A 22,606-nucleotide genomic window follows, 5' to 3' on the forward strand; every position below is an offset into this window, starting at 1 on the left:
GATGAATATTCTATTAAAAATCTTCTTCGAGAGAGAAATTCTGCGCTTCCTTGTTACCCGCAATCACCCCACTCTTCTGGTAATCCCCCACGCGCTTCTCAAAGAAGTTGGTCTTTCCTTCGAGGGAGATCATCTCCATGAAATCGAAGGGGTTGGTGCTGTTAAACATCTTGGGATAGCCCAGTTCACTCAGCCAGCGGTCGGCCACAAACTCAATATACTGCTGCATCAGTTTGGCATTCATACCAATCAGGTCTACCGGCAGGGCTTCGGTGATGAACTCTTTTTCGATCTTCACGGCATCGCCAATAATGGCATATACTTCTTCTTGTGTCATTTGCTGACGAAGCATGCTGTACAGCAGGCAGGCAAACTCGCAATGCAGGCCTTCATCGCGGCTGATCAGTTCATTGCTGAACGTAAGGCCGGGCATCAGGCCTCTTTTCTTCAGCCAGAAAATGGAGCAGAAGCTGCCACTGAAGAAAATACCTTCCACGGCGGCAAAGGCTACCAGTCTTTCTGCGAAAGAACCGTTCTCGATCCAGCGCAGGGCCCATTCTGCTTTCTTCTTCACCGCGGGTACGGTGTCGATGGCATGGAACAGGCGGTGCTTTTCCTGCGGATCTTTAATATAAGTGTCTATGAGCAGGGCATACGTTTCGGAATGGATATTCTCCATCATGATCTGGAAGCCGTAGAAGCAGCGTGCTTCGGGCAATTGTACTTCACTCATGAAGTTCACGGCCAGGTTTTCATTCACAATGCCATCGCTGGCGGCAAAAAAGGCCAGCACGTGTGAAATAAAATGACGTTCCCCGTCGTTTAAGCTGGCCCAGTCTTTCATGTCGCCGCTGAGGTCAATCTCTTCCGCTGTCCAGAAACTGGCTTCATGCTTCTTGTACATCTCCCACACACGGGGGTAGTTAATGGGCAGGATCACAAAGCGGTCTTTGTTTTCCTGCAGTAATATTTCATTTTCGTTGCTCATGGTATTCAAAGTATTTAATTGATATCATCTTTCTCTTCCACATTGCCGACTGCCGATTGCCGGTTATACCGACGACAATTCCCCTCCAACAGAAATATATTCTATGGACGGAACCAGTAATCACCCGTTACAAAAGGGAACGACACGTACCTGGCCACAGCGCTGCCCGGAGGGGTAAGGGGAACAGCGTGGAGCCCGTATAGCAGTGCAATTACCTTTGATGCGAAGGTGTGGCACTCAATTGTATGGCAGGTGTCTGACTTTATCCGCCGGAGGCGGAATTCACAGTTGCGCAACAGTCCATGATTTTCACATGGTTCCCTTTTAAATCCGGTCTAAATGCTTGTTTATGAGCCCTATAGACCGGATACCGGTACAATTTTTTGTAAAAGAGCGAATACAAACTTAGCCTTCCCGGCGGGGCAGGCCAAACTAACTTAGTAACAGGGGGTGGATAATTACTGTGGCGTGTTTCAGGTTTCGTGTTCCGGGTTCTTCAGGTGTAGCAAGCTGATGAATTTCAGGATTGCTGGTTGATGGGTTCGGGATTACTACGTGTAACCATTTGATTAATCTCAAATAGCAGGCTGCTAAGTGATAATAAGGCGCTTTAAAAGCGCGGCAGCAACCCGAAACTCCAAACGCTAAACCCGAAACCGATAGGTGAAAACCCTTAACCCAATGTTAAGAATTGAGATAATGGTCATTTATGGAAATTTTACTCCCGATATCTAAAACAAGGTAGTGGAAAAATACACGAAATTTATAGTGAGGCCCCACTGGGAAACCAAGAGGCCCATATGATCATGAGAAAATCTATGCAGTTTCAATAACCCGGGCCGTCTCTTCCTGAACAAACGGGAATGCTACGATAGCTTATGTATAGTTCGCCGGTCCGGGTTATCTGAAATTGCTCACTGGCCCACTTTTTAACCCTTATATACAACTGCTACAAAGGCTACACTGATTAGTTACTAACCGTACCCGTGAACACCCGACTTTGCTTATAAGTATGGTATTGATGTATTGCATGTTGAACAGGCGAACTGTCTGTGCTGTATCCATGTAAAACGCCCTAACATTAAGAAATCGAACCTATCAATGAAAAAAAGTTTCATCGTGGGGATCATATCCCTGCTCCTTATCCTGTTGATGGTATATGCTGCCATGGCCAAGCTCAATGATTACTACAACTTCCGCTTTGGCCTCAGCGAATCGCCCATCATTGCTCCTTTTGCCGGCCTGCTCGTATGGGCGGTACCTGTTACCGAACTGCTTATTGCCGCTATGTTATCGCTGCCTTTCCTGCGCCTGGCCGGCTTGTATGCCTCCTTTGTGTTGATGTTGCTGTTTACCTTGTACATTATTGTGATGCTTTCTTTTTATAAGGACATTCCCTGTTCCTGCGGGGGCATCCTGGAAGAAATGTCGTGGGGAGCGCATATTGTGTTCAACCTGGGCTTTGTATTGCTGAGCGCCTGGGCCATCATGCTGGAGAAAAAGCGCCGACGACGTTTACCGGCTGTGGAAGCGGTGCCGCTGTCACGTTAAGTGCAGGGTGGCTCACCCGTCGAAGAGCTGTCGAAGCGCTTCTTCAGTCGCCAGCCTCTGGCTGGTGACGGCTATTTCAAAGCCTCCGGCTTTGCTATTCTAAAAGGAACCTGTCGAAGCACGCCACAGCCATTCACCATCGCCTATTCTTTTGAATCTATACTGTTAATCATTAAACCAATGTGTCATGCGAAAGAACATTCTTGAGCGCCTGGAACGCATCGACCGCCTTATCCGCATTAAAGGGACCGGAACCCCCGCAGAACTGGCGGCCAGATTAAAAATGTCTGAAAGAAACATCTACCAGTACCTCAACCTCATGAAGGACCTGGGAGCGCCCATCAAATTTGATCCTTTCCGGGAGACTTATTACTACAGTGAAGATGGGCAATTCATCATCTGTTTTCAACGCGCCACCAATGGAGACGGTACTAAAGACGACAAGAAACCTGCTATTAAAAAGTCTGCTTAACCCGTGCATGAATCATAACACAGTACTGCACAATGGGTGCAGTACCGCTATGTAAATTGGAGGGAGAAAGCCAGTGGTAAGTGACCCCACTTACCACTCGGCCTTCCCATGACTATGAATGATCTTTGTTGCAGCCCACATCAAGATCACAATCTAAATATTTTTTCAAGATGAAATACCTCCGCATGTTCGAAGCAGCTTCCGGTCTCTTTCCTAAACGGATCAACGTTACCCTTATTGATGCCGCTAATGGCAACTATCTGGGCAAATACAAAATTCCCGCCGAACTTCTACCTGCTGCTTTCAATCGGCCAATTACGCTGGAAATTGACAATATCAACTGGCGGGTATTGCAGGCTGACCCTGTATTGGCCGATGATTTCCTGTTCTCCAAAAAGCTTTCCTTACAGGTGCAGCAGGCTGCTACCGTTGGTGAGGGGCAGTTGAAATATAGCCTGCCTACTGTTTGCAGTGACTTACCAGCCACCGGAGCCACCAGCTTGTACCACGATTTTACGCTCGAAATAACAGACTCCGATTGGCGGCAGGTAGAGTTTGTGCCGCTCTCACAATCGGAGATAATAGAAGAAGCTGTAAAAACTATCGAAGCTATCCTTAATGGCCAGCTCAATCCATTATTAGGATATGAACTACAATATATAAGGAATAATGGTTTACAGTTGGCTCTTGCCATTTCTTTGGATGAGTTTTGTTCACATATCATCAATCCTATGAAAGGTAATATCTTTTATAATAATGCTGGCTTCGTGCAAAACGGATTTGCAGTACGGAGTAATAGTTATGCTTACTATGGCATCTTGGAAAACGGATTGATTCGAACCTTATGTTTGCAGCAATTCGATTGGGCCGATGATGAGTTTATGTGCGTGCTTTCTACATATGAATTATCTTTGATCGACTGGTGCAATGCCTCCCGCATTAGTGCCGAAGCCGGGGAAACTCCTAAAAGCGAGTTCATTAATATATAATATGACTTTTGTCTTTTTGAACGAGCGAAGCGGAGTAGGAAATCTATTATCGAAGCAAACGTACCCACAACTTACCACTCACAGTTCATCCCTCTTCTACAATAATCACTTATGCCAACACATCTGTAATATTAATATTCCACTGAAAAAATTTGGCAGCATGAGTTGGTAATTTAGTAGAACTAAAGATGAATTCTATGTTTGAGTTGCTTAACCGACTACAACGAATTGATGCTTTTATTCAACTACGCAGCACCGGGAAAAGCTGGTGAATTGACGTGCTAAACCAACTAAATAACTCTCCCCAATAATTACCATGCTAATAGAAAATGACTTCATCCAACAGATATGCATTCATTTGGAGAAGCTGGAAAGCCTCATACGGGAAGAAAACACCGGGAATGCGGTTGAGTTAGCCCAGAAAGCTGGCATTACCAGCTCCCAGGTTCTCTCCTTCATTCATTTTATGAAGGAAGCCTGCGGGGAGCTGATCTGGTACGACAACGAGAGAAATACATATTATTATGTGACCAACTATAGTGAAAGTTAATCCAGGAGGCTAGCGCATTGACGCCTGTGAATTGCCATATTTTCCCTGCAACCTCCCACAATCCGATCCTTTGTAATGGTTAGGCAATGATTTAGTAAACTTTTCCAGTTTCTGTTCAAAAGAGGGGAAAATAACCCCTCTGGTGTAGCAGTAGAACTAAAATTAGTACATAAGGAAAAATTGAATTACCGCAAGCGGTTGTGGATTTTGCGTCCATGATGTCGTGAAACCGTAAAATGCTGTCGTCATCGAGAATACAGTATTGCCTCCTAACAAAACCGATGCATATGTTAAAAGATTCAATTTTACGCATCCAGCAAATAGACAACCTTATCAAAAGGAAAGGAACGGGATCACCGGATGACTTCGCTGCCCGCCTTCATATTTCCCGAAGATGCCTTTATGACTATATCAATAAAATGAAGGACTGGGGAGCACCCATTGAGTACGACCTTTTTAAGCAAACCTACTATTATACTGAAGAAGGCAAGTTTACAATTGCTTTCACGTGCAATTAAGAAACCGCATTCCTATACCAGGTGCGTCGACACTAACCGCTGATGCACACCTTTTATTAAACCTATTCTCATGAAATCAACATCCATTGTTATCACATCAGAAATTTCCATGGAAAATCAGTCCCTTCCTGCAAAGGGAAAAGCAGAGAAAAGGGCAGGTAATCGGGTGGGATATCATTATATAATATTGAAGAGCTTTAAGGAAAGCACCAAAAATGATGTAGTCAAATGCTGGTATATCAAGGGGCTCCTCAATTTTGGTGTTTGTGTAATAAAAGAGGGAAGTTTGGGGGACTCCAAAGACCGGAGCGGCAGAGATATAATTGACCGGTTAAAGTGGCAAAAGCACTTGCATGAAAGCCTGCAAGACAAAGTGCGGATTCCCCGGCTACTTGGCAGCTTTGAAGAAAATGGCAACTATTACCTGGTCATAGAATTTATCGCAGGCAGGCCGCTGCACACCTTATTGGCAGAGAAACGAAAAGCCGAAAGACAGAATGTTTTTGCCAGGCAAGGGGTGGATAAACGCCTGGCGGGCTACCTAGTGCAGGCGGCGGAAATCCTTGAAAAATTACATCGTGTAGGTATTGTTCACCGTGATTTTACCCCCAATAATTTACTGATTACCGGTAGGAGAAAAGTGGCGCTCATTGATATGGAGCTCTCCTATTCCTTGAGGCAGCAATTCCCACAACCTGTTTTTACCCTGGGCACCTACGGTTACATGTCCCCCCAACAGGAGGCCATGCAGGTACCCACTAAGGCCGAGGATATATACGCCTTGGGAGCTATCCTGTTCCTAGCCTGGAGCGGCGTGGCACCAGCAAAGGTCTTGCGGGAGTCTTGGGATTCGGTACAAAAGAAACTGCCCTTTTTCATTGCTGACAAACACATTGCCGAACTGATCGGTCAATGCCTTTCCCCAGAGGTTGCCATAAGGCCCGATGCTGCCACCATTGCCGGAACACTCAGACAATACAAGGCGGATCTGATCAAAGGGACGGCCCGGCCCCTCAACTCGACCATCACGGTTTCGAAGGAGGAAATAATGGTTGCGGCTACATCTGCCCTGCAAGCCATGTGCAGCCCTTTAATGGCAGACCCGGAGAAAGGTTGGTTCGCCGTGGATATGAAGGCTTCCCCAAAAGAAGATAAGTCAAAGCTGCAAAAAGCATGGTATGCTAGTTTTAACCGAGGCGCATCGGGCATTATCTACCTGCTGGCGCGTGCCAAACAGGTCGGCCTGGACACCGGTTCCGCACAACCGCTTATAGAGAAGGGGCTTGATTTTATTGCCACCAAATATATCAATCGCATCGGCCAAGCGACTACTGGGCTGCATTTCGGGGCAGATGGCATTGCAGCCGCCTTGGCAACGGCCATGGATGCAGAGTTGATCGAGTCATCGCCGACTTACCAACGGTGGGTCACGCAGTTGTTGCAAAAAGCTAATCCTGCTATTTCCATCGCCCATGGTGCGGCGGGCCAGGGTATGGCAGTCCTTTTGAGCGGTGGGCATCTGCCGTGGCATACCTACCATGCCCTGCTACAAAAATATGCAGAGGTGCTTATTCAGCGACAGCAAAAAGATGGAAGCTGGATAAACGGGTATTATACCGCCCGCTTTGGACGGAAGAAAGCGAGGGTGACACGGGGATTTTTAAGTGGTATGGCAGGACAGATTGCATTTTTGTTGGAATATGGTCACCTGCTGCAGCATGAACCCAGCATGGAGGCTGCCCGGCAAGGTCTATATTGGCTATTGGGGCAGGCCCGTCCGAAAAAAGGAACGCTGCTATGGCGAAGCTCACAAGGTAAAGCGCTGTCGTATAGTTTTTCGGATGGGATCGCCGGCGTTGCCCTTGCTTTTATCAAAGGGTATGAATATACTCGGGAAGAGACCTTTGGGAAAGCCGCTTCAGCAACACTGCATGCACTCCCAGTTAACCTGACTGATAACGGCCTGTCCCAAGATACTGGGCTGGCCGGATTGGGAGAAGTATACTTGGAAGCATTCCGTGTGCTGAGGGAAAATCATTGGCAACAGCGTGCCGATTGGATCGCCCAAGTAATCATGCAACTGCGCCAAGTGCATCCGCAACATGGCGACTATTGGTTAGTGGAAGGTGAAAGGCAGCCAGTGGCAAATTTTATGGTAGGCAATAGCGGGGTCATCCATTTCTTGTTGCGTTACTGCCAACCGGCGGTATTGGGCTTGCCGTTGTTTCCGACTACATCCCTTCCTTCATCGTAGCTGACGCCTGGATCCCTCCAGACCGATGGCATAGATACGCAAATGCTTGGGCCGGATGATGAGTCCTTCCAGAGATCCTTCCGCCAAGTCGTTATAGGGTAGATTGACCAGATGTTTTAGTAATGGACTTTCTTGGGGAACATTGGGTACATGGGTAACAATCAAATCGATCCCGTACTTTTTGCGGATATCTTTTAATTGCCCTTCACTAACTTCCCCGTTCCAAAATCCGTTATAGGTAAGTGGATTATAATCCCCGGAAAATAAATGATCCCAATCTGGTAGCGTTGCTGGTGGTAACGTCCCGCTGTAAAACTGTCTCGCATATTGGTTAATGGTAGCCAGCGATAGTTCTAGGTTGCCGAACTGCGGTAAGATCCCTCCCTGGATAAGGAGGATTCGTCCTACCTTCTCTACTATATTGCGCGAGTACAACCAATGCCATAAAGTATTATTGCCATCATAGAGGGCATTAACCGCGGCATTTCCACCCATGTTGCCGGCGTAGGAGGGATGATCAAACCGCCAGTGGCCCCCCAGCGCCGAAAAATCCCCAATACCGGGGATATAATGGAGGCGCCCGCCAGCCAGGCGTGCCTGCTGGTCCAGAGAATATAGGAACCACAGATATTCGCTGACCGGGGTACGGCCGGCCATGCGATCGCCGAAAACAACGAGGTGCCCATCCCCAAAAATCCAGCGGTATTTGTTGTTGATCATTTTTACCCTTTTTAGCAAAAGGCGAAAGGCGGCAAAATCACCTGCGTACACCGGTAGCACAAACAATTTTCTGGGCCGAACCGATTGGAAGGGAGTTGCCTGGGACATGGCACCAAGCCGAAGGGCAAATGATTTGGCTGACCCATCGCTTTGCGGAAGCTGTAACTTTAAGGTAATGGCGTTTTCCATCGTCGAAGAATTGTACTGATATAAATGGTAGGAGGAAAAGACGCTCAGCGTCCGAGTCCCCCGAAAAAATGAGCCAAATCGCTTTTAATCGTAGCGGGTGTACAGGATACTTTTCTATATACTTTACTGCCCGTGGCGAAATACACGTTAGGATTGGTAGAGGTGAGGATCCGGGATAACCCAGTCGTATCATAATAGATGCCGGGCGCATACGGCAGCTCGTGCTCCTGCTGCGAAAAATATCCACCGATCGTCCTGAGTCCACCACCCGTAATAATCACATAGTGCCGGCTGTCCAACCTACGCTGATATTTGACGATACTGTCAATTGCTTTCTTCCGGCAAGCAGGGCAACTGGCCGTCACCGGCAAAAACAAAAACTCCAGGGAATCACCGCGCGCGTGGATACCCAGCCGGTGGCCGGTCAGTTGATTAATCACTTTAAACAAACTGTCTTGTACAACTGAATCATGGATGATGCCGTGGGGCTCACTATCGGCGATGGGTTGGGGGGACTCACCTGATCGACAGCTACATATCCAGGCTACCCAAAAGATCATGATCATTGGTACAAATCGCATAACTGGTTATATTTTATGATGCTTGATGGATAGGGACGCCTATGGCACTTTGGCCAGATGAGTGGCGGTCGTATCTTCTTGGTAAGCCAGGCGTAATAAATGGATACTATACTGGTCGCTGGCCCGGGTCCGCACATACATCTGGCCGTCGGCCGTAAAAAATAACGTGGACAGGGAGAAATTTCCCGCCAGGTTGCATTCTCCAATAATCCGTAGTTCCTGGTCGAAAAAGATCAGGCTTTTGTTTTTACTTTTTTTGCCCAGTAAGAAGTCCCGTTCCTGGATTCTTTGCTCGGCTACACGGAGGTAACGCTTTTGGACTGGGTCAAAATAAATGTTTTCATAAGAGTCTCTTTTGTTGAAAGCCGTTTTCATCGCATCTTCCGCTGTCCGCTCCTCCTCTCTGACGGCAGGGATGTCACCTTGCTGAAACTTACTTTTTCCATTGTAGGCCATGTGATAACCAGCAAGATCTGTTTCATATAAGTTGGAATCGGCCGCATAACTGAATACCAACCTGTTTTTATCATTGATGCAATAACTGGTGGCAAAAAAGAAAAAGCCGTATAAGCTATCCTGGTACCTTGCTGGAGGAGCGTAGAGTAGCATGGAATGTTTGGAGGTAAAATCCAACTCGTACAGCGATTTCCACTTCCGGTAGTCTTTTTTCTTTTTGGCGGAAAGTATCGGGGAGGCTTTCAGGTACAGTTTTCCATCATGAAAGAATGGTGGCGCTTCCGGTCGGAAGGAGGCCAGCGCCGGAAATGGATTCGGTTGAAATGAGATGGAATCTTGCAAAACTAAAGAGCGGTTGAACCGGTATACCATGTCCTTGTTGATGACATAAATGCTGTCAGCATTCTTAATATAGACCGTTGTCTTTTTGCTAAGCCCACGATACGGCAATAGATGCTTTAGTTTGATCTTGGTTGTTAATTGCCCGGTGCGAAAATTATAGATACAGACAGCCCCGGAGATTTTATCGTAAAAGGCAATGTATTCGATGCCTTGGTCCATATAGTAGTTAAATGAACGGACGCTATTATAACTGTCGCTTCTCAATGTAAAATGCAGGGTATCAGCAGTAGGTACCAGTGAAATATGACGGTAAGTGGGTGCCTGGTATTGGTATTGCGGGGTTGGCAATTGCCGGCAACCTACTAACCACAGGCTAAAGGCAATAGTTGCCACATGAAAGAAACGGGGATTACCAGATGGAGGGCACAGTTTCATATGTAGGCATTTTTATGTAGGTTTATTCAAAAGTAATTCCGTGGCGTATATCCAGCCGAGGCAATGATTAGGATTATCTACGCCCGGATAGTTGTCAAATGGACACCTTTTGCATAGGCATGTGCTTGACGATGATAACGCTAGTCATTGACAGTAACAAAAGTAGATGGAGGGGGTGCAGATTTTTGGCAGCGGATTGTTAAATCCTACCCCCGACCCATGAGAAAAAAAGAAACCAGGACTTTAAATAAAGCCCTGGCTCTTAATTGTATCAATGCGAATATTCCTGGGTTGTACTTGGGAATATCTGTTTACTGTATCTGTGATTAAGGGATATCAATCGTTACACAGTCAGCTACGCCATGAGACAACTTGGTATCTGCGGTGATAGTAGTATCCCCTGAAGTGCCACTGGAAGAATTAGGGCCGGAGCCAGTGCCAGTACGTGTCCAGCAGTTGGCGTCGTCTACAGCAACTGTGCAACTGCGATCAAGTACTTGACCGATATCGTCCGGATTAGTGGAATCTACTACTATTCCATTACAGTCGTCTACTGCTTTGGGTTGAGCAGGCATAAAAGCTGATGCCACAGCAGAGGCTGCCAGCAATACTACGCCAAGCACCGAGAGTTTCTTTAATGATACTTTTTGCATAAGGTTTTTTTTAAAAAATGGTGAATAATAATAATTGGCCAATCGATTACAATAACAAATGTAGATTCCCATCGTGCAGATTTTTGGCAGCCGATTGTTAAATGTTACCATTAGGAGATTGGCGGGTACAGCGGTCAGTTGGCAAGGCAATGTGTGGCATTGATGGTAGTAATTTGTCAGCCTATGACTGCCTCACGGTGTCAAATGATACGAATAAAAGAGCCAGGGTGTCCCGTTGTACCCTGGCTCAGTAGTTGCGATGTTTATCAATACGGTGACGTACCGTCTATGGATCTGTCCCTCTTCCAATAAATGGAAATAGTCACCGCATCAGCGATTAAACTTCAATGCAGGCGGCGACACCATGAGAAAACCGGGTATCATTTGAGGTCGTAATGCCAGTGGTGGTGCCGCTGGATGTTCCAGCGCCGGAGCCAGAACCGGTGCGTGTCCAACAGTTCGCTTCATCTATGGCCACCGTGCAAGTACGATCCAAATCCAGTCCATTGTCGTCAGGTGTGGTAGAATCTACGATAATGCTATTGCAGTCGTCTATCGTTTTAGTTTTGGAGGGCATAAATGCAGCAGCCACAGCAGAGGCAGCGAGTAGGACAATACCAAGCGCCGTGAGCTTTTTAAAGTTTACCTTTTGCATACGTTAAAAGTTTTAATGAAGAGGAAGGATCAGCCAATTGTTTACAGGAACAAATGTAGCGGGTGGATGTGCAGATTTTTAGCAGCCAAACCTTAATTCATCGCCGCCATGGGATAGACAAGCGAAAGACCTGTCTCACGGTAACGGTCGCGTGAATGGCGTGTTTGAAAGGTCCTATAGTATCAACGGCTAATTGACCATCGTAATGCAGCCAGCTACCCCGTGAGAAAGCTTCGTATCTGCAGCCGTAGTGACGCCACCAGAGGTGCCACTGGAAGAACCTAGACCGGATCCGCTACCCGTGCAGGTCCAGCAATCCGCGTCGTCTACCGCCACCGTACAGGTGCGTTCAATACCCAGGCCATTATCATCTGCCATGGTAGAAAATTCAAAAATGCCGTTGCAGTCGTCCATTGTTTTTTGAGGGGTGGGCTTCAGGGCCGAGGCAACAGCAGAGGCAGCCAGCAAGATGATGCCCAATGCTGAAAATTTCTTCCATGAATGCTTCTGCATAAAAAAGCTTTTTATTGGTGACGGATGTATAGTCAATCGTCTACAGAAACAAATGTAGCCACCCAGCGTGCAGATTTTTAGCAGCGGATCGTTAAATCATAGGTCTATGATAGCAACCCACATAAAAGGCCAAGGCAACCAAAAATTGCCCTGACCAAGGAATAGTATTGCTCACAACTGGGTCGTATTCATCCTCTAATCAACCTGCCCGGTCACCGTTGGTTGTGGCGGCTGCGGCCCACCAAACAAAGGGAGTTTGCGGCCTTGGATATCCACCGTATAAAACTGGTTACCTTCTATGAGCAAGGCGGCAGAATGTCCGGAGGCATGATGGGTGTCTATGTTGATGACCTTACCATTGTAATGGGGGGTGATTTTTTCGCCGTCCCCAATAATGGTATGGCCTGTTACAATTTTGTCTACGGCAAAAAGGGTCCGGGTACGATCCACCTGGTCTTCGGGGGCGCTGCCGTTGGATTCGTAATAGCCCCGGTACCAAAATGGTGCGGAGCGGGTGCCCATCACCGCCATCAGGCCAGAATCCTGCTTACTGGTAAGGTTTTGACCATAGTAGGGTCGGGCCATGTCGTTGATTTGTTGTAGACTTAAACGAGAGCGGTTAATCTCCGCGGAAATCCCACCATGCGTGAAGAGCATGTTTCCAATGCGCTCCACGATATTTTTGGTGCGCAACCACCTGCCCAGTTCACTGTTATTGCCATACAGACCTGTGGTATACTCCTCGCCGAGCAGCGAAGCAGTGGTTTTGTATTTGTGATGGACATACCGTAGGTCACCGCTGAGATTCATTAGCTCGTGGTTACCTAAGATAAAATGGACCCACCCGCCTTTTTGCCGGGCTTTTTGCTCCAAGGAATATACCAGCCAGAGCACTTCCGTCACCTGACTGCCCCGGTCAAAGAAATCCCCAAGCAAGACCAGGTGACCGTCACCAAACGTCCAGTTAAAGGTATTATCAATAACATGGCTGGCTAGCAGCAAGCTGACAAAGGCGCCCAGATTCCCTTCGATATCCGAAATAGCCAGCAGCCGGGACGGCTGCGGGTATTCGGTAGGAGGGACCAAGAGTTGCTGCTGCAACGATACCGGAAAGGACCGGCCCGAATAAGCATCTGTTATTTGAAAAACTGCAGCTGGCCCAACACCCGTGCCGAGCGTTTCGACCTTTGCCTGAGGTTCCCCTTGCTGCTCCACCACCGATTTAACCAGGGGATTGCCTGCTGGGTAGAGCACATAAGGCCCATCTGTAGCTGAGATAGGCAGCATATTCTTTATCTGCTGTATTAGCGTAGTGGCGTTGTCTTCGCGCGGGTCTTTATTGACCTTCACAATCCTGCCATCGGCATCAATGAGAAACAGCGTAGGATATGAGGAGACATCATAGTCTGCAATGATTGGATGAGCAGTCCCTTTTCCGCCAGTAAAGGTACTCAGTCCGTGCCCCGTCGTATATCGCCCTTGGGCAATGCTGCGGCTCCATTTGGCCTGGTCCTTATCTATAGAGATACTCAGGAATACTACCTTGGAGTTGTTCCAATACGCCTCTTCAACTTTTTTGAGGGCCGGCGTCATTTGTTCACATCCCACGCATCCGGTAAACCAAAAATCCATGATCACAATTTTGCCTCGCAGGTCCCCTGAATGGACGGGCTTTCCCGACAAGCTGGTAAGCGTGAAAGCCGGCGCCATGCTACCTTTTTCGAACCTTCTGGCCACTGCCAACCGTTGATTTATATATGCATGATAGTCCGGATATCCGGGTAGCTGCAAAAAATCTTCTGCCAGTGCAATGGAAGCTGGCGTCAGTTGCTCCCGTAAAAGGCTGCGTAGTATAAAGGATAACGCCTTACGCTGTGCTAGACCGCGGTATTTCGTTTTGGCCGCCTGGTAATACCGCTGATAATTTCCTATTTCGTCATTGCCTTCATAGACCCCTGCCAGCAGGCGGTCAAAGTTTAATTTAGTGGTCACAAACTTTTTCAGCGCGCGAGCAGTACGGACAGATAAACTGGTATAATCGGAAGTGTCCTGTGCCGATGGCCAATACCTAGCAAGTGTAGTGTCATAAATAGGTCGAAAATGCTCAATAGGCAGATGATACTTTTTACGAGCAAAAATCGCTGCTTCAAATTTGGACGCAGTCCGCAGGCGAAATCCACTAAGGTAAAAGCCCTTCAAATAGCCTGTAACAAGCGCACTGACCCGGTTTTCGTATTGGGCAATGAGATCCAATTGACCGGTGAGCATATTTTCAGACAAAGCGAAATAGTGTTCAAAGTCGCCAATGGAATCACAATAGAGGTATCGTTTGTTAAGGATTTTTTGCACTTCGGGACTGCCAGTTTGGGAAAGCCGATAATTCAGCTCAAATTTCGGCCCGCTTTTACCGGTGAACTGCAGCCTGCCGGCGGTGGCGGTAATCCGCACGCTATCCCCAGGCTCCAGGGGCATGCTTGTACAATCCCACATCAATTGGGAGGCAGCGCTCATTACAATGGGTTCGGCGGTTGGAATCTCCCAGCGCAGGACGGCACTATGAGTGGTGGTGCTGGCAGGCAGGGTCGTAACTTTGGCATCGTCATCGAACTGGCGAAGGTCAAATGTTTTTAAAGCGTAGGTTCCCTGACCGGAGGTGGCCGTAGCTATTTCAATGATCACTTTGTTTTGCTGTGCAAAACACACGGAATAAAAAAGGTGAGAGACTATTGCAGTAGCAAGTGTTCTTTTTATCGTCATATTTCAAGGATAATTTTTATTGACAGAGAAAAGTAGATGGAGTGAGCCCCACCCGGCAGCTACTCTTTTGGTACCGGCCAGCCAATAATCGATAGATCACAAGCAGCCCGGAGGCAAGGCCCACGCCGAACTACGATGTAGGCCACGGTAAGCACAGGCCGATCCACCAGCCCAGGTACTCCTCCGCAGGGGAAAGGTTATTCATAGCCAGGATTTTGATTGAGCGGAATTTGAATAGCGTCGATGCGCGGAATAGGGGCCACGGCTTTATTGTTCGGAAACGATAACTGGGTAGGCGCGGGACTTACCACATCTATCCGGGTAATAGTTTGGCCGAGCCGCAGCAAGTCAAAAAGCCGGTTATTTTCAAAACAGAGTTCCTTTCTTCTTTCTTTGCAAATGGAGTCTAGCAGCGCGGCTCCGCTGGCTAGTGTAGGGCTCGCCGTGTTATGGGCACGTTTGCGGATGGTATCCAAGTAGTAGCGCGCACTATCCTCGTTACCATTTCTGGCAAAACATTCGGCTGCCATCAAGTATAATTCTGAGGTGCGGATATGCGTCTGGTAGTAGGCGCCCGGCGGATACTGTAAGCCAGCCACAGCCCCCACGGGGTACTTGGCCACCTGCCAGTTGCCGGAAGGAAATTTTACAAACCACTGCTTTCTTTTATCGTTGGGTTGTTCATCAATCAGGTTCACCAGGTCAGCAGTGGCCGCCAAAAAGTTGTCCTCGACAAAGGACCCTCCCTGGAAGCTGGTACCGGAACTTCCCTGATTGGTTTCTAACGGAGGCGACCAAAACAGCGACTCTTTATCTTTTGAAGTAAATAACTTGGAGGGATAGTCGGCGCCTGTCATCAGCGTGGCACCCCGGATGACTGCCAACGCGGTTTGCTGGGCCTGGCCCATATCTCCCTTGTAAAAGTAAGCGCGGGCCAGCAAAGCCATGGCCGCCTGCTGGCTGACCCAGGTTTGGGCAGTGATATTAGCTGGCATAACGCCCTTCAGGGAGGAGGGGATGAGCTGAATGGCACGGCTGTAATCCCGAATAATGTGTGCATATACATCTACCACCGGTTGGCGGGTGATTTGCTCTGTCTGGGCAAAAACCGAATCATAGAAAATGCCGGCATGAGTGCCTGCACCGGTAAAAATCATGGGCTGGGCAAACACTTTGACGAGATTCTCATGGATCATGGACCGGATAGCATAAGCCTGCCCCTTGATGGCATCAGCCTTCACCGGGTTTTCTGCCCGGAATTTGTCAATGATTTCCAGCAGGAAATTACAGGAGCGGATGATGTGATAGCTTTGTCTCCAAAAGTTATCCCGGTTATCGTCCGGCCGATCAAGATTCTGGTTCCATTGATAATGGGTCGTCATGAAGCTGCCAAATACCTTCAGATTGTCGGCGGCCAGGTCCGCATATGGGTAAATTTCGTAGCTGGTCATATCCCTTGCGATCAGCAGGAAAATACCGTTAAGGTATTCCTCTGATCGGGTCAGGTCCGTGACATAATCTTCTGCCACCACTTCTTTGTTAATGGGAACGTCCAGAAAACTTTTCTTGCATGCCACCAGGCTAGTGAGCACTAAAACTGTCAGGCCAATATTTTTAAGATAGTTCATTGTCTTTATTTTTTCAGATGCTTGAAAACAGGTGATGCCCTGCGATTAGAAACCGATACTTAAGCCCACGGTACAGGTCCTTTGTTGGGGATACGCCGATCCACTTTCTCCCAGCGTACCGGTATTGTCTGGGTCAATAGCATCCCCTTTCACCCAGAGTAGACCCAGGTTATTGACCTGTACAAAAATCCGTGCGCTGGCCAGTTTAAGTCGGTTGCGTAGGGACTCATGCAGGTTGTAAGCCAGACTGAGGTTTTTAAAGCGAATGTGGTCACCATCTACCAGGTAACGGGTAGAGATGCTGGTGCCCCTGGCCGGGTTGTTGAGGACCCTTTTGGGGTTCATCGCTACGTCGCCTGGCTTTTGCCACCGGTCCAGCGCCAGCACCGATTGGTTGCCATAAGGCTGGCCACGACCGTCATTGAGCATGCTGGCTAAAAATGCGTTGTAGATTTGGTAGCCATAGGCATAGTAGAAAAATGCGCTTAGCTCGAAATTTCGATAGGTAAACATGCTGGTCACACCGCCAAATCCATCCGGTTGTGGCTTGCCCACGATCAGCCGGTCATTGTTACTGAAGGTCTTGGTGGTTTTGCCATCAATATCCAGCCATTGGGGCGCACCATCTTCAGGATCTACGCCTGCCCAACGTACCAAATTCCAGGACTCGAAGTTTTCACCCACCTTGTAGATAAACTTAGAGGCATAACTTTCTGGATTGCTCGCTTTGACGAATTTATTGGAATTGGTACTCCAGTTGGCGGCCAGATTCCAGGAAAACCGTTGAGTCTGGATGATACGTCCTGACAGCGACAGTTCAATCCCCTTATTTTCCAGATCACCCAGGTTGCCGTAGATGAACTGGCGGCCACTCACCATTACGTCCTGCAGGTTTGTTACCATGTCATAGGTCTTACGCCTATATACATCCGCCGTAAATGTCAGGCGGTCTCTGAACAGGCGTGTTTCCAGACCGAGATCTATGTTGAAGGTGGATTCCGGCTTCACGTGTGGGTTGCCGGTAGTGAAAAGCACGGTGTTGCCGAGCTGTGCGGTAGGGTTGGAGTAGGTTACTCCGCTGACCCGGTTAGAGCGGGTAATGGGAGGGATGGCAGTGCTATTGCCGGCAATCCCTACACTGCCCCGCAGTTTCAGGAAACTGAGCCACCGGTTGGCAGGGCGGAGGAACGCCTCTTCGGTGGCGATCCATCCGGCTCCAATGGACCAAAAGCTCTTGTATGGCTCAGCGGAACCAAAGCGGGAAGAACCGTCCAGCCGGTAGCTCACCGAAGTCAGGTAGCGGTTTTGGTACTCATAGTTCAGTTGGGCCAGGTAGGAAACCGAAGTAGCTTTGGATTGATCTCCTGATGCGCTGGTGGCGTTAGCGGAACTGATCTCGTTGTCAGCAAAGCCCGATGTAAAACCGGAGCCGCCGCCATTGAGCTGATTGCTCTTGGCGATCTGGGCTTCGTGGATAGCCATTACCGATAGTAGGTGCTTGGTCCCGAAGTTTTTCTGGAAATTCAGCATGTTGTTGACCAGCAAGATGGATCGCTCATTGCGGATGTCGGACACAGACCCGGTGAAAGAGGCGGATGGCCCAACTCTTTTATCACGGATCATCCGGCTTTTGGAAGCTAAGAAATCCACGCCCACGTTGGAGCGAAAGGTGAAGTGCTGCAGGAATTTTACTTCGCCAAATACGTTGCCAATGGCACGGTATCCATCTACTGTGCGGGAATTATAGTCCATGGCGGCAACAGGATTGACGATGGTGGTGCCACCAGCACCGAGCGGGTAGCGGATAACATACTGACCATTGGTCTGCCGGATGGGTAGCAGCGGCGACACCTGATAGGCAAAACCAGTGGCACTGGTGATCTCATCTCCGAGGTCCCCTAGATTCTGGTGGCTGTATACCAGTGAGGTATTAAGCCCCAGGCGGAACCAATTGGCAGGCTTTGCATCCATATTGAAGCGCAGGGAGCTGCGATTAAACGTAGTGTGGCGCAGCGCACCCTTCTGATGTACATCACCCAGGCCCAAGTAATAGGTGGTTTTGTCGTTTCCACCCGAAATACTCAAGTTATTGTTGATGCCCAGGGCCCGGTCACTGTAGAGCGCATCAAACCAGCTTGGAGCTGGATAGAAGCTGGTATCCCCGCCCATCACCTGATATGGAAATTTCGATTTGAGGTCATTGAAGATACTTTGGTCCGTGGCCTGTGCATTGGCATTTTTATAGGACTCATAGAGCAGGCCGAGATATTGCTCTTGGTTGAGCACTTCCCGCTTCGATTTCAGGGGACTTGATAGGTCGGTTTGGTGGCTGAAATTCACCCGGGTCCTGCCCGCCTTGCCCTTTTTGGTGGTGATTAGGATCACGCCGTTAGATGCCTGGCTGCCGTAAATCGAAATGGCGGCAGCGTCCTTCAGGACTGAGATCGACTCGATGTCTTCGGGGTTGATCTGCGACAGGGGGTTGGTTGGGGGCGGATTGTTGTTCATGCTGGTACCATTTTGATTGCCAAATTCCTCCTGCTGGACCGGCGTACCATCTACGACGAACAGGGGATTGCGGGCGATTCCTAAGCCGCCAGTGGCGATCCCCCTAAGGGTAATGTTGCTGGCCATGCCGCCTGGCGAACCATTGCCTGAGGTCACCTGCAGCCCTGGGACAAGCCCTTGGAGGGCGCGGTCGATGGAGCGCACGGGAAGCGTGCTGATTTCTTCCCCTTTGACCACCGAGACGGCACCCACGTTGTTGCGCCGGGTGCTGGTCCGGTAGGCCAGGACGATGGTCTCGTCCAGGCTATTGACGGCAATTTTTAACCGGGCCCTAATGACGGGGTTGCCCTTGACGGGCACCTCCTGCCGTTGAAATCCAACGCAACTAATCATTAACAGCGAATTGCTGGGAATCTGGTCCAGGGAAAATTCTCCACCGGCGTCAGAAAGAGTGAACTTATTGGTTCCCTTCACGGCTATCGTTGCATTGGGGATGGCTTTGTATTCTTCATCCATCACTTTGCCCTTCACGTTTAATACACTCACCGGATCAGTTACACTGACCGGGACAGTGGCGATTGTCTTCTCCTGCCGCGGCTTTACCACAACAATTTTCTCTACAATGGTGTAAGTAAGGGGCTGATTTCGGAAACAGAGGGAAAGCACATGGTCTAATGATGAATTTGATACCTGTATGGTCACTTTATTGGCGCGTTGGATCTCAGTTTCAGTATACACGAAACTGTAGCCTGTTTGCTTGCGAATTTCTTTGAATACCTTATCCAGGGTAGCTTCCCGGAAGGAGAGGGTAATATCCTGCCGGGGCTCGCCGGCATACACCCGAACACTGAAGAAAAATAGTAAAATAACAGAGACAAGCGCATAACGCAGGCTGCAGTTATTAAGAACATGCGTGGCAATACCGGTATAAGACTGGCGTTGTTCAGTTGTAGAGCGTTGCATAGTAGAAGATTGTTTCATAAATGATTTCTTGATGGCGGACAGGTCAAATGGTGCTCAATTTTCAATGGCAAGGTTCCGCTTCATCGGACAGGTCATTTTTTGAACAATCGTAGTAGCGCGTTAATGTTGCTGGTAGTTGACTGGTTTTTCATAACAATAGGATTCCTGTTGCCCGCCCACGTGGACATATTAAAAAGGTGGATCAAATACTTGGCTGCGTTTCTTACTGTTGCCTAACCATTACTATATCCTATCTGCTATTTGGCTAACGACACGGAATGAAATAAGTGCTACAGTTGCGGGTTTCCTGGATATAGGTATACACATAAAAAAGGCCGCACCCATTTTGGGTTTCCCGGAAATGGAAGCAGCCTGCTGTTGAGAATCAAGAACGTTTTTAATGGCGATGCTGAATGCCCGGCGAATAGCCGTAAAAATTTGTTGGTTGCCAATAATCAATAAGTGCCTTTTGCTCATAATAATCAGCTTAACCCCGCCATTCTCTGGGATCGGGCATTTTGGGATTTAATGAAGGACAGGTTAATGGTTTATGTATATGACGTAATGAATTGTTATCGTTGGTTTTTCAATTAACACTAGTCGAAACGAGGCATAGAGGCAACAAGGCAGCGAGACAAAAGTTGGCGTCGCAAACGTACTCACAACTGACCATTCACCACTAGTTCTTCCTCACCGTGATCCTCCTGCCTTCAACATCAAACCTGATCTTATCCGTTAGCTCCAGTATTTTAAGGATTTGACTCACCGGTACATTCCGGGGTACGCCCATCACATTAAACTTATCAGTCGGCCGCTCGCCGGCATATACCACCTCCACATCATAACTCCTGGCCACTTCCCGCATGATGGTTTCTATAGAAGCATTATTGTAAACGAAAATCTCATTCTTCCAGGCAATGGCCTCTTCGGTATCAGCCTCCTCCACTTTGAGGGTGTTTGCTTTTCCGGTAAGGATGGCCTGTTGACCGGGGGAAAGAAGTTGAGAGTTACGGACCACAGGCCCTCCACCTGCAACGGGAACAGGCGTTACTCTTACACTTCCTTCCAACAGGGTCGTCTTTATCGCTGATTCATCTGTATAACCCATGATATTGAAATGCGTGCCCAACACCTCTACCTGCATACCATTCACTTTTACCATAAAGGGCCGTTTTTTTCCACCTGCACCGGAACTCTTTGCTACTTCAAAATAGCCTTCCCCTGTCAGTTCCACCGTGCGGTTCTCGCCGGTAAAGGCCGTGGGATATTTTAAAGAAGAGGCTGAGTTCAACCATACGGTGCTATTATCAGCCAGCACCACTTTATACCGGCTGCCCCGGTTTGTGCTGATCGTATTATAAGTAACCTCAGACTTCCCGCTTCCACCTTCTGCCTTCCTGTATTCAATCGTCCCATCTTCCTTTTTCACTACTTCCATCACACCCTGCTCTGCCAATTGGCCCTTTTGCACTGCATCGAGGTTGATGATCTTACCATCGGCCAAGGTAAGGGTAGCGCGGTCACTGGCCGGTGCTTGTATATCATTCTTATAAGGGCCCTTATTTGTTTGAACAATTGGATCGTTGGCAGGGGCGTTGGCAGTAAAATACCATACACCTGTTCCTATGATGAGTAATATCGCGGCAGCAGCAGCATAGCGCATCCAGTTGATCCGTTTCACCGGCGCCTCTTCCAGTTCAGGAGCCATCGCCACTATCTTGGCCCAGGTGGCTTTTTTATCTTCACTATAGGCCACCAGGTCTTTGCTCATCCGGTACTCATCACTCAGTTCTTCAAACAGTTCCAGGTTGGCTGCATCTGCATGGATCCATACCTCCAGCTCCTTTTTCTCCTGCGCGTTGGCAGTTCCTTCCAGGTGCTTGATAATAAGTTGTGATATGGGGTGCAAAGCTTTCCGCATGCTGTTTGTTTGTGTGGGGTTAATAAACCGCGATGATACTCATATTTTCATTACAGTTTATATAATCCCGCGTGCATTTCTATACTTATAAAACTGCGAAATGTTACTTTGTCCCGGTAGAAAGACGAATTATTTTCAATAATTCTTCAGGAAACAGGGGATTTAGAATCTGGTATAATCGTATGTGAATTAATTGTTACCGAAGAATTAAATAATGGTAAACAGGTGTAGGAAAATCACTATATACTGCCCGCAAAAAGCAGCAATGTTGCCTGGGGAAATTTGCTTGCAGGCAGGAGAGCAGTTGAAGTGATGGTACATTGAAGGAATATCAGGTAGATAGGTTATGCCAATAGCGGTGAAATATCCTTACGGGTGTAAAGTGTGAAGAACAGTCAGGTCATTATATATTCACTCCAGGGATAGTTTATCCGGTCCTGATTGTATTGCCGCCGGAACTTTCGTTCGTTGTAACGGTAAGCATGGAGAGGGTAGGGCACCTTTTCATCAGGTGTTTCTTTGCGTAGTTTATGCCTGCTGCCTTTTAACCTTTGTGTCTTGCGGCGGAAAGGCGCCCTGAGTTGCACTGCTTCCGGTTCAGGAAGCAATACTTCCTGGCCGGTATATTGTTTGAGCAGGTAAGCTGTTACATCTTCTTCTGTCCATTGGTATTTTAGCCAGGTCATGGCTTCGCCGGTGAGCTTGCGGTACAGACTGTGTTGTTTCCGGTCGGCCGGCAAGGCGGCATACACGGCTGAGCCAATGCGGGAGGCTTTGGCCAGCAGGGCGGCATATTGCATGGTTTTGCGGAAGGCCGGATCTTTCTTCACCCTTTTACCCGTGAGCGAGCTGCGGGTACGCAAATAGTATTGCCCATACATCTTATAGATGCAGATGGGACCAATGGTGCCCGTAATGGGTGGTATGCCGGTGTATTTAGCCATTTATCGTATTACATATACT

The 22,606-nt window shown here is 48.3% G+C and carries 18 protein-coding genes and 1 riboswitch; of the genes, 6 read left to right on the forward strand and 12 right to left on the reverse strand.

Going from position 1 to position 22,606, the window contains the following annotated elements; genetic code table 11:
- Positions 1-13: 13 nt before the first annotated feature.
- Positions 14-988, reverse strand: coding sequence for a ribonucleoside-diphosphate reductase small subunit (locus tag HB364_RS32545; RefSeq protein WP_167292639.1), 975 nt, complete (start codon positions 986-988; stop codon positions 14-16).
- A 231-nt stretch (positions 989-1,219) separates the two neighbouring features.
- Positions 1,220-1,378, reverse strand: a riboswitch (cobalamin riboswitch).
- Between the two features lie 711 nt (positions 1,379-2,089).
- Between HB364_RS32545 and HB364_RS32550 the strand changes: the two genes are divergently transcribed.
- From HB364_RS32550 to HB364_RS32575, 6 genes are all read left to right on the forward strand, one after another.
- A complete protein-coding gene (locus tag HB364_RS32550) occupies positions 2,090-2,539 on the forward strand; it encodes a MauE/DoxX family redox-associated membrane protein (protein ID WP_167292640.1) in 450 nt (149 codons plus the stop codon).
- A 187-nt stretch (positions 2,540-2,726) separates the two neighbouring features.
- On the forward strand, positions 2,727-3,011 hold the full coding sequence (locus HB364_RS32555) for an HTH domain-containing protein (protein ID WP_167292641.1): 285 nt from the start codon (positions 2,727-2,729) through the stop codon (positions 3,009-3,011).
- A gap of 170 nt (positions 3,012-3,181) precedes the next feature.
- On the forward strand, positions 3,182-4,000 hold the full coding sequence (locus HB364_RS32560) for a hypothetical protein (RefSeq protein WP_167292642.1): 819 nt from the start codon (positions 3,182-3,184) through the stop codon (positions 3,998-4,000).
- 316 nt (positions 4,001-4,316) lie between these two features.
- Complete coding sequence (locus HB364_RS32565) at positions 4,317-4,550, forward strand: hypothetical protein (RefSeq protein ID WP_167292643.1); 234 nt, start codon at positions 4,317-4,319, stop codon at positions 4,548-4,550.
- 287 nt (positions 4,551-4,837) lie between these two features.
- Positions 4,838-5,068, forward strand: a complete 231-nt coding sequence (locus HB364_RS32570; RefSeq protein ID WP_167292644.1) for an HTH domain-containing protein — start codon at positions 4,838-4,840, stop codon at positions 5,066-5,068.
- A 70-nt stretch (positions 5,069-5,138) separates the two neighbouring features.
- Entirely contained in the window at positions 5,139-7,322 is a 2,184-nt protein-coding gene (locus tag HB364_RS32575; RefSeq protein WP_167292645.1) for a protein kinase domain-containing protein, read from the forward strand.
- On the opposite strand, the gene HB364_RS32580 is transcribed toward HB364_RS32575, so the two are convergent.
- The 11 genes from HB364_RS32580 to HB364_RS32630 form a co-directional block, all read right to left on the reverse strand.
- Entirely contained in the window at positions 7,314-8,231 is a 918-nt protein-coding gene (locus HB364_RS32580; protein WP_167292646.1) for a metallophosphoesterase family protein, read from the reverse strand. The genes HB364_RS32575 and HB364_RS32580 overlap by 9 nt on opposite strands.
- A 44-nt stretch (positions 8,232-8,275) precedes the next feature.
- Positions 8,276-8,812 (reverse strand): hypothetical protein, encoded by a 537-nt coding sequence (locus HB364_RS32585; RefSeq protein ID WP_167292647.1) that lies wholly within the window; start codon positions 8,810-8,812, stop codon positions 8,276-8,278.
- 39 nt (positions 8,813-8,851) lie between these two features.
- Positions 8,852-10,045, reverse strand: a complete 1,194-nt coding sequence (locus tag HB364_RS32590) for a DUF4221 family protein (RefSeq protein WP_167292648.1) — start codon at positions 10,043-10,045, stop codon at positions 8,852-8,854.
- Between the two features lie 326 nt (positions 10,046-10,371).
- On the reverse strand, positions 10,372-10,698 hold the full coding sequence (locus HB364_RS32595; protein ID WP_167292649.1) for a hypothetical protein: 327 nt from the start codon (positions 10,696-10,698) through the stop codon (positions 10,372-10,374).
- 337 nt (positions 10,699-11,035) lie between these two features.
- Positions 11,036-11,353 carry a hypothetical protein gene (locus HB364_RS32600; RefSeq protein ID WP_167292650.1) on the reverse strand — a complete coding sequence of 106 codons (318 nt, stop codon included), beginning with the start codon at positions 11,351-11,353 and terminating at the stop codon, positions 11,036-11,038.
- 189 nt (positions 11,354-11,542) lie between these two features.
- Positions 11,543-11,866, reverse strand: a complete 324-nt coding sequence (locus HB364_RS32605; protein WP_167292651.1) for a hypothetical protein — start codon at positions 11,864-11,866, stop codon at positions 11,543-11,545.
- Between the two features lie 195 nt (positions 11,867-12,061).
- Positions 12,062-14,623 (reverse strand): thioredoxin-like domain-containing protein, encoded by a 2,562-nt coding sequence (locus HB364_RS32610; RefSeq protein WP_167292652.1) that lies wholly within the window; start codon positions 14,621-14,623, stop codon positions 12,062-12,064.
- 197 nt (positions 14,624-14,820) lie between these two features.
- Positions 14,821-16,251 (reverse strand): RagB/SusD family nutrient uptake outer membrane protein, encoded by a 1,431-nt coding sequence (locus HB364_RS32615; RefSeq protein WP_167292653.1) that lies wholly within the window; start codon positions 16,249-16,251, stop codon positions 14,821-14,823.
- A 45-nt stretch (positions 16,252-16,296) separates the two neighbouring features.
- On the reverse strand, positions 16,297-19,722 hold the full coding sequence (locus HB364_RS32620; protein ID WP_167292654.1) for a SusC/RagA family TonB-linked outer membrane protein: 3,426 nt from the start codon (positions 19,720-19,722) through the stop codon (positions 16,297-16,299).
- A gap of 679 nt (positions 19,723-20,401) precedes the next feature.
- The gene (locus HB364_RS32625) at positions 20,402-21,643 is read right to left on the reverse strand and encodes a FecR family protein (RefSeq protein WP_167292655.1); all 1,242 of its coding nucleotides are present in this window, start codon (positions 21,641-21,643) and stop codon (positions 20,402-20,404) included.
- Positions 21,644-22,038: 395 nt separating this feature from the next.
- A complete protein-coding gene (locus HB364_RS32630) occupies positions 22,039-22,587 on the reverse strand; it encodes a hypothetical protein (protein ID WP_167292656.1) in 549 nt (182 codons plus the stop codon).
- Positions 22,588-22,606 lie beyond the last annotated feature (19 nt).

The organism is Paraflavitalea devenefica (assembly GCF_011759375.1).
GTDB classification, from domain to species: Bacteria; Bacteroidota; Bacteroidia; order Chitinophagales; family Chitinophagaceae; genus Paraflavitalea; species Paraflavitalea devenefica.

Excerpts from the sequence above, each read along its gene's own strand:
- HB364_RS32555 (WP_167292641.1), top strand. The coding sequence starts at position 2,727 with ATGCGAAAGAACATTCTTGAGCGCCTGGAACGCATCGACCGCCTTATC.
- HB364_RS32570 (WP_167292644.1), top strand. The coding sequence starts at position 4,838 with ATGTTAAAAGATTCAATTTTACGCATCCAGCAAATAGACAACCTTATC.
- HB364_RS32615 (WP_167292653.1), bottom strand. The coding sequence starts at position 16,251 with ATGAACTATCTTAAAAATATTGGCCTGACAGTTTTAGTGCTCACTAGC.
- HB364_RS32625 (WP_167292655.1), bottom strand. The coding sequence starts at position 21,643 with ATGCGGAAAGCTTTGCACCCCATATCACAACTTATTATCAAGCACCTG.
- HB364_RS32545 (WP_167292639.1), bottom strand. The coding sequence starts at position 988 with ATGAGCAACGAAAATGAAATATTACTGCAGGAAAACAAAGACCGCTTT.
- HB364_RS32630 (WP_167292656.1), bottom strand. The coding sequence starts at position 22,587 with ATGGCTAAATACACCGGCATACCACCCATTACGGGCACCATTGGTCCC.
- HB364_RS32610 (WP_167292652.1), bottom strand. The coding sequence starts at position 14,623 with ATGACGATAAAAAGAACACTTGCTACTGCAATAGTCTCTCACCTTTTT.
- HB364_RS32590 (WP_167292648.1), bottom strand. The coding sequence starts at position 10,045 with ATGAAACTGTGCCCTCCATCTGGTAATCCCCGTTTCTTTCATGTGGCA.
- HB364_RS32560 (WP_167292642.1), top strand. The coding sequence starts at position 3,182 with ATGAAATACCTCCGCATGTTCGAAGCAGCTTCCGGTCTCTTTCCTAAA.
- HB364_RS32565 (WP_167292643.1), top strand. The coding sequence starts at position 4,317 with ATGCTAATAGAAAATGACTTCATCCAACAGATATGCATTCATTTGGAG.
- HB364_RS32580 (WP_167292646.1), bottom strand. The coding sequence starts at position 8,231 with ATGGAAAACGCCATTACCTTAAAGTTACAGCTTCCGCAAAGCGATGGG.
- HB364_RS32620 (WP_167292654.1), bottom strand. The coding sequence starts at position 19,722 with ATGCAACGCTCTACAACTGAACAACGCCAGTCTTATACCGGTATTGCC.
- HB364_RS32605 (WP_167292651.1), bottom strand. The coding sequence starts at position 11,866 with ATGCAGAAGCATTCATGGAAGAAATTTTCAGCATTGGGCATCATCTTG.
- HB364_RS32595 (WP_167292649.1), bottom strand. The coding sequence starts at position 10,698 with ATGCAAAAAGTATCATTAAAGAAACTCTCGGTGCTTGGCGTAGTATTG.
- HB364_RS32575 (WP_167292645.1), top strand. The coding sequence starts at position 5,139 with ATGAAATCAACATCCATTGTTATCACATCAGAAATTTCCATGGAAAAT.
- HB364_RS32600 (WP_167292650.1), bottom strand. The coding sequence starts at position 11,353 with ATGCAAAAGGTAAACTTTAAAAAGCTCACGGCGCTTGGTATTGTCCTA.
- HB364_RS32585 (WP_167292647.1), bottom strand. The coding sequence starts at position 8,812 with ATGCGATTTGTACCAATGATCATGATCTTTTGGGTAGCCTGGATATGT.
- HB364_RS32550 (WP_167292640.1), top strand. The coding sequence starts at position 2,090 with ATGAAAAAAAGTTTCATCGTGGGGATCATATCCCTGCTCCTTATCCTG.